This window comes from Eubacterium ruminantium (assembly GCF_900167085.1).
Lineage (GTDB): Bacteria > Bacillota > Clostridia > Lachnospirales > Lachnospiraceae > Eubacterium_Q > Eubacterium_Q ruminantium.
In genome coordinates, this window is the sequence record NZ_FUXA01000003.1 from 178,410 (window position 1) to 192,104 (window position 13,695).

The 13,695-nt window shown below is 38.0% G+C and carries 17 protein-coding genes; all 17 read right to left on the bottom strand.

Annotated elements, in window-relative coordinates; genetic code table 11:
- Positions 1-27 precede the first annotated feature (27 nt).
- The 17 genes from B5D25_RS00795 to acpP all read right to left on the bottom strand — a co-directional run bounded on the left by B5D25_RS00795 (position 28) and on the right by acpP (position 13,619).
- Positions 28-1,122, bottom strand: a complete 1,095-nt coding sequence (locus B5D25_RS00795) for a glycosyltransferase (protein ID WP_078785840.1) — start codon at positions 1,120-1,122, stop codon at positions 28-30.
- A 44-nt stretch (positions 1,123-1,166) separates the two neighbouring features.
- The gene (locus tag B5D25_RS00800; protein WP_078785841.1) at positions 1,167-1,880 is read right to left on the bottom strand and encodes an IspD/TarI family cytidylyltransferase; all 714 of its coding nucleotides are present in this window, start codon (positions 1,878-1,880) and stop codon (positions 1,167-1,169) included.
- A 48-nt stretch (positions 1,881-1,928) separates the two neighbouring features.
- The gene (locus B5D25_RS00805; protein ID WP_078785842.1) at positions 1,929-3,008 is read right to left on the bottom strand and encodes an acyltransferase family protein; all 1,080 of its coding nucleotides are present in this window, start codon (positions 3,006-3,008) and stop codon (positions 1,929-1,931) included.
- A 121-nt stretch (positions 3,009-3,129) separates the two neighbouring features.
- Positions 3,130-3,327, bottom strand: a complete 198-nt coding sequence (locus B5D25_RS00810; RefSeq protein ID WP_078785843.1) for a helix-turn-helix domain-containing protein — start codon at positions 3,325-3,327, stop codon at positions 3,130-3,132.
- 137 nt (positions 3,328-3,464) lie between these two features.
- Positions 3,465-4,028, bottom strand: a complete 564-nt coding sequence (locus B5D25_RS00815; RefSeq protein WP_078785844.1) for an NUDIX hydrolase — start codon at positions 4,026-4,028, stop codon at positions 3,465-3,467.
- An 18-nt stretch (positions 4,029-4,046) separates the two neighbouring features.
- The gene (locus B5D25_RS00820; protein WP_078785845.1) at positions 4,047-4,748 is read right to left on the bottom strand and encodes a SanA/YdcF family protein; all 702 of its coding nucleotides are present in this window, start codon (positions 4,746-4,748) and stop codon (positions 4,047-4,049) included.
- Positions 4,726-5,466 (bottom strand): helix-turn-helix domain-containing protein, encoded by a 741-nt coding sequence (locus tag B5D25_RS00825; RefSeq protein ID WP_078785846.1) that lies wholly within the window; start codon positions 5,464-5,466, stop codon positions 4,726-4,728. Before B5D25_RS00825 ends, B5D25_RS00820 begins: the two co-directional genes overlap by 23 nt.
- Positions 5,467-5,833: 367 nt before the next feature.
- Positions 5,834-6,586 carry a hypothetical protein gene (locus B5D25_RS00830; RefSeq protein WP_078785847.1) on the bottom strand — a complete coding sequence of 251 codons (753 nt, stop codon included), beginning with the start codon at positions 6,584-6,586 and terminating at the stop codon, positions 5,834-5,836.
- A 6-nt stretch (positions 6,587-6,592) separates the two neighbouring features.
- Positions 6,593-7,039, bottom strand: coding sequence for a MarR family transcriptional regulator (locus B5D25_RS00835; protein WP_078785848.1), 447 nt, complete (start codon positions 7,037-7,039; stop codon positions 6,593-6,595).
- Position 7,040: 1 nt separating this feature from the next.
- Entirely contained in the window at positions 7,041-7,478 is a 438-nt protein-coding gene (gene fabZ, locus B5D25_RS00840) for a 3-hydroxyacyl-ACP dehydratase FabZ (protein ID WP_078785849.1), read from the bottom strand.
- Between the two features lie 38 nt (positions 7,479-7,516).
- Entirely contained in the window at positions 7,517-8,761 is a 1,245-nt protein-coding gene (fabF, locus tag B5D25_RS00845) for a beta-ketoacyl-ACP synthase II (protein ID WP_090168290.1), read from the bottom strand.
- A gap of 11 nt (positions 8,762-8,772) precedes the next feature.
- Positions 8,773-9,513: a 3-oxoacyl-[acyl-carrier-protein] reductase gene (fabG, locus tag B5D25_RS00850; protein ID WP_078785851.1), complete on the bottom strand. Its 741-nt coding sequence runs from the start codon at positions 9,511-9,513 to the stop codon at positions 8,773-8,775.
- Between the two features lie 22 nt (positions 9,514-9,535).
- The gene (gene fabD / locus B5D25_RS00855; RefSeq protein WP_078785852.1) at positions 9,536-10,477 is read right to left on the bottom strand and encodes an ACP S-malonyltransferase; all 942 of its coding nucleotides are present in this window, start codon (positions 10,475-10,477) and stop codon (positions 9,536-9,538) included.
- Positions 10,478-10,503: 26 nt separating this feature from the next.
- Positions 10,504-11,451 (bottom strand): nitronate monooxygenase, encoded by a 948-nt coding sequence (locus B5D25_RS00860; RefSeq protein WP_242870147.1) that lies wholly within the window; start codon positions 11,449-11,451, stop codon positions 10,504-10,506.
- Positions 11,451-12,383 carry an acetyl-CoA carboxylase carboxyltransferase subunit alpha gene (locus B5D25_RS00865; RefSeq protein WP_078785853.1) on the bottom strand — a complete coding sequence of 311 codons (933 nt, stop codon included), beginning with the start codon at positions 12,381-12,383 and terminating at the stop codon, positions 11,451-11,453. Before B5D25_RS00865 ends, B5D25_RS00860 begins: the two co-directional genes overlap by 1 nt.
- Positions 12,380-13,360 carry an acetyl-CoA carboxylase, carboxyltransferase subunit beta gene (accD, locus tag B5D25_RS00870; RefSeq protein WP_242870146.1) on the bottom strand — a complete coding sequence of 327 codons (981 nt, stop codon included), beginning with the start codon at positions 13,358-13,360 and terminating at the stop codon, positions 12,380-12,382. The genes B5D25_RS00865 and accD overlap by 4 nt, the downstream gene beginning before the upstream one ends.
- A gap of 34 nt (positions 13,361-13,394) precedes the next feature.
- Positions 13,395-13,619, bottom strand: coding sequence for an acyl carrier protein (gene acpP / locus B5D25_RS00875; protein WP_078785854.1), 225 nt, complete (start codon positions 13,617-13,619; stop codon positions 13,395-13,397).
- Between the last annotated feature and the right edge of the window lie 76 nt (positions 13,620-13,695).

The following is a 13,695-nucleotide window of genomic DNA, read 5'->3' on the forward strand; positions in this document are numbered from 1 at the left end:
TTGCTATTTGTGTTATGTCCGTAATAATCAGTCTGCTTTTTTGAGGCATTTTTCAATTGCCTGCTTTGTGAAATATCCGCTCTTTAACTTCTTTGAAAGGAACTCTGCTCCCTTCTTCATTTCACTATACTTTTCCAGTGTAAGATTCTCTATGAATTTCGGAATGTCATATAAAGAATCAACTGCGAAACCGGCATTATTATTACAGATAAATCCCGCAAGAGCTGCTTTACTCCAAATGATCACAGGAATTCCCGATGCGAGATAAAGTGATGTTTTATGAGGGTTATTGATCTTCAGATACTCACCATATACTCCCGAACAGGTTTCAGAAGTATTTCCGTCCCAAACAAGACCAAAGCTTCCATCAAGACTATAAGGAAGTTCATCAGGAAGGAATGATCCCATATAATGGATATTCTTCTTCTCCTCATCCTCGTAATTTACACCAAAGAGATTAAATTCCACTGTCTCAGGAAGACTGTATACATATTCAGCCTTCGCCTTAAGAAGATTTCCGGCAATTATAACCGGCATATCCTTACTATTCTTTCTCTCAGTCATCTTCTGAGAATCATAATCCGGAATAAGATAATCAAATATCTCCAGTGAAACAAGTTTCTTTCTGTTGAAGCCAAGCTCTACCATCTTATCTATCATCGCCTCATTATGAACGATGATCTTATTTCCAAAATGAAGTGCTTTCTGCTCAAGCTCAAGTCTCTTACTCTTTGCACTTGTCATTTCCTCATTTCCCGGAACTGCAAGTCTGATATATTCAAGATCATGAATCAGGAAATAAATCTTTACTCCCCTTTTTCTAAGATCTCTTAAAACAGAAGTAAGGAAAATGCTATGCTCGATAGTAGGGTACTGGATAACTAAAATATCGCCTTTACCCATATGTTTTGTTTCCTTGTTCCACACATTTCTTATTCTGAAATGTGCCATGAGCTTCTTAACTTTTCCTGCTTCTTTTCTATCTTCATCGCCAACAGTCGGAATAAGAAGTTCCTTAAATCCGGCATCTCGAAGGATTGCATCTACATCATCTCTCGCCTTAACGCCGGCCGTCTTGTAGATATATCCGTCTTTTTGTATTTCCTTGCTAAAATATTTCATGAAACAGCTCCTTAATTTCCAATCATTTATCAAAGATCAACTTATCAGTCTTTAAGCCAATCCGATCTTTTCGCCATCAAAAGTGCTTTAAATATATCAATATCTTCTACTGTCGTAAGTTTGATATTCTTCTCTGAACCCTTAGAGAAATATACCTGGTTACCCATTTCAATCATAAGAGTACATGATGCAACTGAATTGGTAATGCCTTTCTCAAGTGCATCTCTGTGAAGCTGACAGATATCTCCAAGCTTAAATCCTTGCGGTGTCTGTGTTCTCTTAAGATTATCTCTTGGATAACTTCCGCATGAAACGACGCCATCCTCAGTCTGCATCATAGCTTCAGCACAAGGGATTACAGTGATTGCATTACCTTTTTCCTGTGTAATTCTTATGCAGTCGGAAATGATCTCTGCTGAAACCATAGGTCTGATAGCATCATGAATAAGAACAATATCGTCCGGACAAAAATGCTTTTCGAGTTCGTAAACACCATTTCTGATTGAGCCCTGGCCATTTTGTCCGCCCGGCACAATGTATTTTAGCTTTGTGATATTAAACTGACGTGCATATGCAGATAATACCTGCTCCCATCCTTCGATACATACTACCGCAATAGCATCGATCATAGGATGCTCCTGAAACGCCTCAAGTGTATAAACTATAACCGGCTTTTCATTTACTGTTATAAACTGCTTTGGGATATCCTGATGCATTCTCGCACCCGAACCTCCTGCTATAATAAGTCCAATATTCATATTAGTCTCCATTTTATAATATATTTAGTAGTTCTTTAATTCACTTCTTTAATTCACTTCTTTAACCTTCTTACTGATCAAAAGCTTCGGTGCATAAAGGATTACTATCAATATAAGAAATGCTCCAAAATCAGTAAGGCATCTCATCAGAACCTGAATCTTCTGAGATGAATAATCAACCCACAGCTTGTCCCATATCATATCGAGACAGTGGATCATATATAAATATAATGAATTTTTACCTATAAATCTAAGTATGATCGCAAGGCCCGGAATCTTATCTATAAGACAACAAATCTTACAAAACATAACAGTTCCTGCTATCGCTATTATAAAACACAGCGGGTAGATTGGATAATTTCTCGGAGCCAGCTCAAGGTAACTAACATGTCTGTAATCCGGGAAAGTTACATATAAAAGGCCTCCCCAGACAGCCCCTGCTATGAGCGCGTCTCTTATAATGATAAGCGGTTTCTTATTCTCGAAATTCACATTTCTAAGCTTATATCCGAAACAAAAAAGCGGAAGTATCGCAAATGCTATATCAATAGCTAAAAATGTCGTTGTACTTTTTCCAAGTGTTACTCCGACAATAGAGCAAAGAGCGCATACCGGAAAAACATACTTCTCTTCGAACACAAGATGGATATAATCAAATAATACTCTTGCTACAAATAAAACCATCAAAAACCAGATCATTCCGAATGCCGGTACATCCAATCCTGCGAAATTGATTCCTACACCACTTGAAAAGAGCAAGCTAAGCGATTTTTTTATAAAATACTCAAGACTCACTCCACCTTCCGTAAGTATCTTATCATACATAAATATTCTTATGACGAATATTATCAGTGAAGGTATCAAAAGTCGCTTCGCCGATTTAATCGCAGCCTTTTTAAACTGCTCCATATTTTCTGAAAAATGGAATGTATATGCACTTAAGATAAAAAATAACGGCATATGGAAAGACATCGCCATCCCTCTACTGATCAGCGGGAATGATTTTTCACCTTCGGCATGTACTGTATGTGACATAATTACCACAAACATACAAAGTCCTTTTGCAACATCAACCCACATAACTCTCGAGTTCTTTTTACATAAATTAAATGCATTTTTTTCTGCCACAATACCACTTCCAAATCTTTAGCTTTATAGTAAATTTCCTATTGTTTTTCAATCACGATAAGCGATGATTTATCACTTATTCCGCGATAATAACCTTAACAGAATCAAAGTAATAATGCAACTATTCATCATTTTTTAGGCCCAACTTTTCCGCCTTTATATAATAATCCAAAAGTCTTATTACATAATCCGGAGCATGCCTCTCATCTCTCTCCCATTCAGTAACAGTTCTGTATGGAATCTGAAAATAATCGCAGAATTCTCTCCTGTTCATTCCGGTCATTTCCCTAAGTTCTTTTATCTTCCCTGCTTTGTCCATATTTCCCCCTTCTATCCTCTTTCAAATACTTTTAACTTCATCGATCAACATCAGCCCCTATCAGTTGATCAAATGCACACTTCAACTAATCAAAATAAAGGCTGCAAATACATTCAATGGATTTACAGCCTTAGAAATCACTTTGTTTTGACCCACATATAACAATATGCCTGTGTACGCGCTGCAAACTTCTCAGTCTTAAGAAGTTCTCTTACTTCATCCCTGGTATACCATCCTGCTTCTATCTCTTCGAGAGACGAATCACTTCCGGTAATCTCACCTCTGCAGCATCCGACAACGCATATATTTTTTTCATTTGAAAAACCTACAGCACTGTAACTTTCGGCAATTACATCTTCTATCTCTACAAGTTGCAATCCTGTTTCTTCTCTAAGTTCTCTCTCTGCAGCCATCTTATAATCTTCACCCGGATCTATAAGTCCTGCAGGGAAATTAAATACCCATTCACCCGGCGCAAGTCTGAATTCTTTATTGATAAGGATTCTCTCGCCATCTTCACTGTGCATAATAAGAACAACAGCATCTGCCGGTCTGTCATGTAACTCTTCAAAACTCTTTATGTCATTATCACGGCTTATCATCTCATAAACCTTATCAAAACCGTCTTCGGTTTTATATGTAAGATCATATCTTGTAATGAATCTGCCTTGATCTTTCTTTACTATGCCTTTAAATTCCATAGAACAGTATCTCCGTCCTTATTTGTCATTGGTATCATCACCATTGCCTGAAAGTGAAATCTTGTCACCTGATACTTCAGCTTCAGGTTTAAGTATACATGTAACAAAATCCTTATCTCTTGCAAAGATTTCTCTTACATTATTATGAAGCACCTGGCTCTGTACGTCCTTAGCTCCGACACCATATGCATTAATGCCAAAACGCTCAGCTATATAAAGCGCTCTGTAAACATGATATTCCTGAGTTACGATGACCATTTTTTTAACATCGAAAACATATTTAGCTCTGTAAATACTGTCATATGTCGAATATCCTGCATGATCGAGGAATATATCTTCTGATTTAACTCCTCTTGAAATAGCATAATTTTTCATTACATATACTTCGTTGTAATAATCTGTTTTATGATCACCGCTCATGAGGATCTTTCCACCATTTTTCTTATATAATTTGATAGCAAGATCAAGTCTCTTCTGTAAAACCTTACTAGGTGTACCATCAGAATGCACACTGCAACCAAGCACCAGGATGCAGTCATAATCCGCAGGTGCACTATTAACACTTACTACTCTTCCTTTAACATGAAAAATGATATATAAATTTATAAAAGTCGTGACAAATATCGCCAGAACAACGACGGCTACGACGATACGTAAAAATATCCCGAATGCTTTCCTGAGGATATTTTTTCTTTCTCTAGAATTTTCTGAAGTTTTCATTCCTGTATTCCCTTGGTGTCATTCCTGCTTCTTTCTTAAAGACACTTATAAAATAACTATGCGATGTAAATCCCAGATCTGTTGCAATCTCTATACTTGTCTTATCTGAAAATCTAAGCAGGCTCTTTGCCTCTTCTACCTTTTGACTTCTGATATGTTCACTTATAGAACATTTCATCTCTTTCTTAAATAGTTTAGAAAGATAAGTCTCGTTTAGTTTAACATATTCTGCCAAATCCGTCACGGAAATATTATCATGAAGATGATCATTTATATAATCAAGACAAAGAATTATCTGAGATGACTTAACGTTGATATTTCTTCTCTTACCCATCTCACTTGTAAATGCTTCTATCATGACTTCCCTGGTTGCATCTATCTCTTCTTTTGAACGCGCCTTATCAGCTCTTCTGATAAATACATCGCTCATTTCATATGCAATCTCAGGTTCCATACCATTGCTTATGCAAATTCTTGAAATAAGACTTGCCATAGCAACAAAATGGTACATTGTATTTTTAATAGGATCATCTGAAAGTACCCCTCTTTCTTTTGCATTAAATGCAGGTGTACTTTTTCTATATTCTTTCATATCTTTCATCCTGCCCTGGGCAATAAGATGATAGAATGTCATTTCTGATTCATACCCCGGATGTCTGATATCATTCTCACGTTTTTGAAATAAAACGTCCGTAAATTCGTCTTCAAACCTTGCCATAAACACCAACCTTCATGAAAAATATCGATTTGTCATAAATTTTATACATAAGCCATTATTTTTGTATACTAATACTTTTAAATGCCTTATTATAAGCACATAACAAATGATTAATACGCCCCCTGTTAAAGGAGATTTTCTAATCTTCTTTAATCATATAAATACTTTTAACCTTCACTAATGTAAAAGGATGGATTGTAATGGTCCATCCTTTTATCTTTGCACCATTTCTAATTATAGAATATTTCAGTTAATAATACAACTGTTAACTTAACAATATTACTAACATTTCATACAGTAAAACAGACGTAGCCACAAATATTATGGCCACGTCTGTTTTAGTATATTTCAAACATCTTATAGACATTTAAATCAAAATATTGCTTTTTTCGATAGTAAGAAGATCCAATTCCACTTCTTCTTCAGTTGCAACGTCGTCATCATCACAGATATACGCTTTAACTGTAAGATCCGTAAACATTTTCTCCCTGCTATCATCATTTCCGGGAATTTCAAAAATCTCAAAACAATCCAAAGATGATGGAAGCGTAACTTTCTCGCCTATACTGAAAGGACAAGGAATATCAACATAATGATTGATAATATCATCTGTTTCTCCTCTTTCCCACAGTTTATTGTCATTAATAACATCCAGGCCAAGATCAAATCCAAGGACATCAAAAGATTTATTTATAAAGATACGACCCTTAAACATACTTCCTTTCGGATCATATATCTCAAGTATCATATCGTTAAATAATCCCTCGTCACCCCAGACTTCTTTATAGTCATCACGGGCAACATCAAATCTGTTATATACTCCGTAGAATTTATCATTCATAGTAAGTACATAAACAAGATCATCATGATTTTCCTTGATAAAACTTCTGAATGCTTCAATCCTTTTAACAAGTTCAACTGCACATTTCCCTGCTCTGTCATCATCTGTGAAACTCATTAAAAATGCCTGTTTCATATCGATATCGCCCTTCATATTCCAGACGATAGCAAGCATATCTTCATTTGAAAGGCTGAGATTTCCCGAAGCATAAAGTCCGTTCAGATACTTTCTCATAGTTTTTGATTCTATGAATTCAATAGCTTCAATAATCTTATCCATATGATATTACTCTCTCTCCGGAAGTCCAACCTCCGGCATCATTTCGTTACTTATCTTCTTAAGGATCGAATTAAATGTTTCAAATTCTTCTGCAGTAAGATTTTCCTCAAGTCGCTTTTCAACGATATCAAGATACTTCTCACTGAGATTCCAATATTTATAAAATTTCTCGGTAACATCAAGATAGTATTCTCTCTTATCTGTCTCCGACTGAACCTTTACTACATATCCCTTCTGAATAAGTGAATTAACTTTATATGTCGCATTCGGCGAAGAAATATTTATGAAATTTGCAAATTCATTTATTGTTGGTTTATTCAGTGCCTTAATGATCTCAACGCAATAAACCTCAACTGCCGAAAGTGATAATTCTCTCGCCTGAATTCGATTAAACACATCTCTGTAATAATGCACTCTGAATTTACCATAAACCTCTGATAACGGATTTGACATATTACTCCTTATCTTCCCCAATAACAAATGATATTTCAGCTGTTGCTGCAATCTTTCCATCCACACTTGCTACTGCTTTTCCGAAACCAACGGATCCCCTCATTGAAGTGATCTCGCATCTTAAATTAAGTACATCTCCCGGTTTAACCTGCTTTTTAAATCTTGCATTCTTAATACCGCCAAAGAAAGCAATCTTTCCTTTATTCTCTTCCTTTGAAAGGATACATACGGCGCCTGTCTGTGCAAGAGCCTCAATGATGAGCACCCCCGGCATAACATGCTCCTGTGGAAAATGTCCACAGAAAAACTGCTCATTTACAGTTACACATTTGATACCTTCAGCAAATACTCCCGGCTCAAAATCAACAATCTTGTCAACTAACTGCATAGGATATCTGTGAGGTAAAATATTCTGAATATCATTTGATGAAAGTTCCATCTTTTTATGCCTCCCGTTTAAGCCATAAATACTCTTAATTATTTATTTTCCCATTTTTTAAATACAAGACATGCATTGTGTCCGCCGAATCCAAGTGAATTTGACGCTGCATACTTAATATCAACATTTCTTCCTTCATTAGGTACAATATCAAGATCACATTCAGGATCAGGATTCTTGTAGTTAATTGTAGCAGGAACATATCCGTCACGAAGAGCCTCAGCACAAATGATTGCTTCAAGAGCGCCGCTTCCTCCAAGAAGATGTCCTGTCATTGACTTTGTCGAACTAACCATAAGTTCCTTTGCATGATCGCCGAAAGCAATCTTTATAGCTGCTGTCTCGCCTGCATCATTAAGATGAGTAGATGTTCCGTGAGCATTGATATAATCAATATCTTTAGGTTCAATTCCTGCATCCTTTACAGCCTTGCTCATACAATTTGCAGCTCCCATTCCTGTCGGGTCCGGAGCAGTGATATGATGAGCATCACAAGTTGCACCATATCCTACTATCTCAGCATAGATCTTAGCGCCTCTTGCCTTTGCATGCTCAAGCTCTTCGATTACAAGGATACCGGCACCTTCACCCATTACAAATCCGCCTCTTTCAGCATCGAATGGAATAGATGCACGCTTAGGATCATTTCCTGTATTAAGTGCTTTCATTACTGTAAATCCGCCAAGTCCAAGATCACAGATACATCCTTCTGAACCACCGCAGAGCATAACATCTGCATAGTTGTCACGAATATAGTGGAAAGCCTCACCTACTGCATTGCTTCCGCTGGCACAAGCAGTTACGATACTTTCACAAACACCCTTGAAACCTGCTTCTATAGCTATCTCACCTGCTGCCATATTGGCAATACTCATAGGTATGAAATAAGGAGATATCTTCTCAAATCCTCTTGACTGACCCTTGATGTATTCATTCTCGATAGTCTTAAGTCCACCAATTCCACTTGATATAATTGTTCCGCATCTGTATGGATCTTCATTTTCAATACTGATGCCTGCATCCTTAAATGCTTCTCTGAATGCAATCATGGCAAACTGAGTATATCTGTCCATACGTCTTGCTTCTTTTCTATCAAGATACTTATCTGCTTCGTAATCTTTTACTTCTGCAGCTATCTTAACTTTATACTGAGATGTATCTATCTGCTTGATGAAATCGATACCGCAAACACCATTCTGGATTCCTGTCCATGTCTCTTCAAGATCATGACCAACAGGATTAATAGTGCCCATACCTGTTATTACAACTCTTCTCATGTATATCTCCTTCTTGATTAATTCATTCCGCCTGATACTTCAATAACCTGACCTGTAACATATGACGCATCATCTGATGCAAGAAATGCTACTACATTTGCTACATCTTCAGGTTCACCTATTCTCTTAAGAGCGATATTAGCAGCAAGATTTGCTTTTACTTCATCAGAAAGTACAGCTGTCATATCTGTAGATATGAATCCCGGAGCAACTGCATTACATGTAATGCCTCTGCTTCCAAGTTCCTTTGCAAGTGACTTGGTCATACCGATAACTCCTGCCTTACTTGCAGAATAGTTGATCTGTCCGGCATTTCCGTATACACCTACAACACTGCTTATATTGACAATACGTCCATAACGCTTCTTCATCATAAGCTTTGCAACAGCTCGCATTGCATAGAATGTTCCTTTAAGATTTGTATTGATAACATCATCAAAGTCTTCATCCTTCATGCTGATAAGAAGCTTATCTCTTGTAATACCTGCATTGTTTACGAGAATATCTATAGCACCTGTGATCTTCTGAGCCTCTGCTAAAAGCGCTTCAACATCTTCTTTAACAGAAATATCAGCTTTTACACATACAGCATTTACGCCGTACTCCTGGCAAAGTTTTACTGTTTCTTCTGCTGCTGCGCTGCTGTTTGCATAACATGTAACAACATTAGCACCTTCTTTAGCAAGACGAACACATATTGCTCTTCCTATACCTCTGCTACCACCTGTAACAACCGCTGTTTTACCTTTTAAATTCATCTATTAAAGTCCTTTCAACGAATTACTTAAGCGCTGAAATAAGCGCATCAACATCCTCTGCCTTCTCTACATTGTAACAAACCGCACCCGGAACAGTCTTTGCAACAAACTTTGAAAGTGTTTTTCCCGGACCGATCTCTACAAATGTATCAACACCGTTTTCAGACATATATTTAATAGTATCTTCGAAGAATACGCTGCTCTGTACCTGCTTCTCAAGAAGCTCTTCGATAGTCATATCAGCAGGCTTCTCTGTTCCAAGAGCATTGAATATTACAGGAACCTGCATCTCGCCAAACTTTTCACTCTTGAATCTTTCGCGAAGCTTATCTCCTGCCGGCTTCATAAGAGATGTATGGAAAGGTCCGCTTACCTTAACAGCTACACATCTTTTAGCGCCGAGTTCTTTAAATACTTCTGCAGCTCTGTCAACAGCTTCAGCATCACCTGATACTGTTATCTGTCCAGGGCAGTTAAAGTTAGCAGGTTCAGCTACTCCAAATTCTTTATCCTTGAATTCTTCTGCAACTAGCTTGCATCCTTCATATATCTTGTCTCTTTCCAGGCCAAGAACTGCGATCATCTTGCAATCTCTTCCGGAAACAGCTTCCTGCATTGACTGTCCTCTGAATGCAACAAGTTCAACAACCTGCTCATCAGATAAAACTCCTGCAGCATTTAATGCCGAATACTCTCCAAGACTGAGTCCTGCAGCCATATCAGGCTTAATACCTCTCTCTGCAAGTATCTTTGTAACACCTACAGCAAATGCAACCATACAAGGCTGTGTATATTTTGTTTCATTAAGAACTTCTGCAGGTCCGTTGAAGCAAATATCTTTTACATCAAAGGAAAGCTTTACATTATCCATAACTTCCTTAAATTCAGGATATTTTTCATAAAGATCGCTTCCCATGCCGACTGCCTGACTTCCCTGTCCTGCATATAAAAATCCTAACTTCATATATATTCCTCTGATTTTCTGATTAATTAAAGACTGATATTCTTAAGTCTGTCCAGTTCTTTTCTTGCTCCGTCCATAAGTCCGTCAAGAATCTCAGCTACTGTCTTTATCTCTTTTAACTGGCCGCAAACCTGACCTGTCATTACAGATCCTGTATTCATATCACCATCAAATACGGCACGTCTGAGACCACCAAGAGTGATCTGTTCAAGTTCATCCCTTGAAGCTGCATTCTTTTCAAGCTTAAGATAGTCTCTTGCCATTTTATTCTTAAGTATTCTTACAGGTGCATCAAGAGAACGACCTGTAACTACTGTAGAATTATCCTTTGCCTTAATAAGTGCCTGCTTGTAATTATCATGGATAGGACACTCTTCACTTACAAGAAGACATGTTCCGATCTGAATACCGATTGCTCCAAGTGAAAGAGCTGCCGCAAACTGTCTTCCATCAGCGATACCACCTGCTGCAATAACAGGAATATTAACACTGTCGATAACCTGTGGAACAAGCGCCATAGTTGTCATATCTCCAACATGTCCGCCGCTTTCTCCACCTTCAGCTATAACTGCATCAGCGCCCTGCTTCTCAACTCTTTCAGCAAGAGCAGTTGAAGCAACTACAGGCATAACCTTTGCACCGGCTTCTTTCCATTTATCCATATATTTACCCGGCATACCCGCACCTGTTGTAATAACGCTGATCTTCTCTCTGTAAAGAAGGTCTGCAATGTTATCTGCATCAGGATTCATGAGCATGAGATTTACACCGAAAGGCTTATCTGTTGACTTTCTTGCATCAGCGATCTCTTTCTCAAGTTTCGCTGCATCAAGTCCGCCTGTTGCAATAAGTCCAAGTCCGCCTGCATTAGAAACTGCTGCAGCAAACTTTCCTGTTGCTATATTAGCCATACCACCCTGGATTATAGGGTATTTAATGCCAAGCATCTCATTTAACATATTATTATTCTCCATTATTTATCTGCTTCGTTAAGCACAACTTTGTCTATATTTCTAAACTTCTCATATCTCTGTTTTGCAATATCAGAAACCGAAAGTTTCTTCAGCTTATTTAATTCGGAAGTAAGCATACGGTCTATTGCCTGATATACTTTATCCGGATCATGATGGGCACCGCAAGGTGGCTCATTTATGATTCCGTCTATTACTCCAAATCTGTGAAGATCCTGAGCTGTAAGCTTCATAAGCTCGCATGCCTCAGCGCTTCTTGCTGAATCTTTCCAAAGAATTGATGCGAATCCTTCAGGTGATAATACCGAATAGATTGCATTTTCAAGCATATATACTTTATTGGCTACACCAAGAGCAAGGGCACCACCACTACTTCCTTCGCCTGTAACAATAGCAATTACAGGAACTTTAAGAACGCTCATTTCAGCAAGGTTGCTGGCGATTGCCTGACTCTGTCCATGCTCTTCAGCCTCAAGTCCCGGATATGCGCCGGGTGTATCTATAAATGTAATAATCGGTCTGCCGAACTTCTCGGCCTGCTTCATCATACGAAGCGCTTTACGATAACCTTCAGGTTCAGGCATACCGAAATTGAATTCCATACTCTCTGTGATATTTCTGCCTTTTCTGTGTCCGATAACAGTTACCGGCATATCATGAAATAATGCTATACCGCCATATATACTCTTATCTTCTTTTCCAAGATAATCTCCTTTTTCTTCAAAGAAATCATCGAAAATGGCATTTATATAATCATCGACCTTTGGTCTTTTTCTATGTCTGGCAAGATAAACTCTGTCATGAGCACTAAGTGTTCCGGCCTGAGCCTGAAGAACCTTAAGCTCCTTCTTAAGTTCAGAGACCTTTGAAACATCTGCCTCTTCATTAAGCGCATTTTCTATCTCTGTAAGCTTCTCATCTATATCTCTTATCATTTTGACCTCCTTTTCTTGTCATGCAGACGTAAGATATGTGCCAATACTTCTCTCATATCTTTTCTGTCAACTATCTGGTCAATAAAACCATGTGTTTCAAGATATTCTGCACGCTGGAAGCCTTCCGGAAGCTTCTGCCCAATTGTCTGTTCGATAACTCTAGGACCTGCAAAACCGATAAGCGCTCCCGGCTCCGCAAGTGTTATATCTGCAAGTGTTGCAAAACTTGCACTTACACCACCAGTTGTAGGATGTGTAAGACATGATATATAAAGTCCGCCGTGTTCACTGAATTTCTTAGCCGCTGCACTTGTCTTTGCCATCTGCATAAGAGAAAGGATACCTTCCTGCATTCTGGCACCACCGCTGGCTGTAAATATAATTAACGGAAGCTTTAACTTATCTGCAACTTCAAATGAATTTGTAATCATTTCACCAACTGCTATTCCCATACTACCCATGAGGAATTCACTACCCATGACAGCAATAACAGCTTTCTCACCTTCGATCTCACCAACGCCTGAAAGAACTCCTTCATCGAGTCCTGTCTTATCTTTAAGCTGGCTGATCTTTTCATCATACTCAGGATAATCAAGTGGATTCACAAAAGGAACACTACACTTAAGCCTTCTGAAAGTACCAGGGTCTACAATGTTTCTCATTCTTCTTTTAGCCGATATCTTAAGGTGCTTACCACACTTCGGACATACATAGAGATTCCGTCTCATCAAAGTGATCGGAATCTCCTCATTACATCCGCTGCATGTAACCGATACCTCTTTATCAGCATCAGAAACAACCTCTGGAGTATACTTTTCAGGTTCAAGGCTTACCTGGTTCATAGCGTCCTCGAGATTGATATTACCAGTTCCGTTATTATGTATTATCCTACTCTTAATTCTACTTCTGACAGTTCTTCTGGATCTATCAGAATCCGAAAATCTCTCATCGATCTTGCTTTTACCAAATATTCCCATTTTACCACTCCATGTTTGCGTTTATTAACATCAATTATTTGTGTGACTCAACGTAGTCAACGATGTCCTGAACTGTCTTAAGTGTTGGAAGATCTTCATCAGAAATAGCAACACCTGTCTTTTCCTCAATGCTGTTTCCGATTTCTACTGCATCAAGAGAATCAGCTCCGAGATCGTCTGTAAGACTAGCTTCTGGTGTAACTTCGTCCTCGCTAACTCCTAAAACATCAATGATAACGCTCTTTACTTCTTCAAACATCTTCTTTTCTCCTTTTCTGTGTTTGCATTGAATTAATAGTTAAAACTTTTTATTTAAAATAATTTATTTAAAAAAA

Excerpts from the sequence above, each read along its gene's own strand:
- B5D25_RS00795 (WP_078785840.1), bottom strand. The coding sequence starts at position 1,122 with ATGAAATATTTTAGCAAGGAAATACAAAAAGACGGATATATCTACAAG.
- B5D25_RS00800 (WP_078785841.1), bottom strand. The coding sequence starts at position 1,880 with ATGAATATTGGACTTATTATAGCAGGAGGTTCGGGTGCGAGAATGCAT.
- B5D25_RS00810 (WP_078785843.1), bottom strand. The coding sequence starts at position 3,327 with ATGGACAAAGCAGGGAAGATAAAAGAACTTAGGGAAATGACCGGAATG.
- B5D25_RS00815 (WP_078785844.1), bottom strand. The coding sequence starts at position 4,028 with ATGGAATTTAAAGGCATAGTAAAGAAAGATCAAGGCAGATTCATTACA.
- B5D25_RS00820 (WP_078785845.1), bottom strand. The coding sequence starts at position 4,748 with ATGAAAACTTCAGAAAATTCTAGAGAAAGAAAAAATATCCTCAGGAAA.
- B5D25_RS00825 (WP_078785846.1), bottom strand. The coding sequence starts at position 5,466 with ATGGCAAGGTTTGAAGACGAATTTACGGACGTTTTATTTCAAAAACGT.
- B5D25_RS00830 (WP_078785847.1), bottom strand. The coding sequence starts at position 6,586 with ATGGATAAGATTATTGAAGCTATTGAATTCATAGAATCAAAAACTATG.
- B5D25_RS00835 (WP_078785848.1), bottom strand. The coding sequence starts at position 7,039 with ATGTCAAATCCGTTATCAGAGGTTTATGGTAAATTCAGAGTGCATTAT.
- fabZ (WP_078785849.1), bottom strand. The coding sequence starts at position 7,478 with ATGGAACTTTCATCAAATGATATTCAGAATATTTTACCTCACAGATAT.
- fabG (WP_078785851.1), bottom strand. The coding sequence starts at position 9,513 with ATGAATTTAAAAGGTAAAACAGCGGTTGTTACAGGTGGTAGCAGAGGT.
- fabD (WP_078785852.1), bottom strand. The coding sequence starts at position 10,477 with ATGAAGTTAGGATTTTTATATGCAGGACAGGGAAGTCAGGCAGTCGGC.
- B5D25_RS00860 (WP_242870147.1), bottom strand. The coding sequence starts at position 11,451 with ATGGAGAATAATAATATGTTAAATGAGATGCTTGGCATTAAATACCCT.
- B5D25_RS00865 (WP_078785853.1), bottom strand. The coding sequence starts at position 12,383 with ATGATAAGAGATATAGATGAGAAGCTTACAGAGATAGAAAATGCGCTT.
- accD (WP_242870146.1), bottom strand. The coding sequence starts at position 13,360 with ATGGGAATATTTGGTAAAAGCAAGATCGATGAGAGATTTTCGGATTCT.
- acpP (WP_078785854.1), bottom strand. The coding sequence starts at position 13,619 with ATGTTTGAAGAAGTAAAGAGCGTTATCATTGATGTTTTAGGAGTTAGC.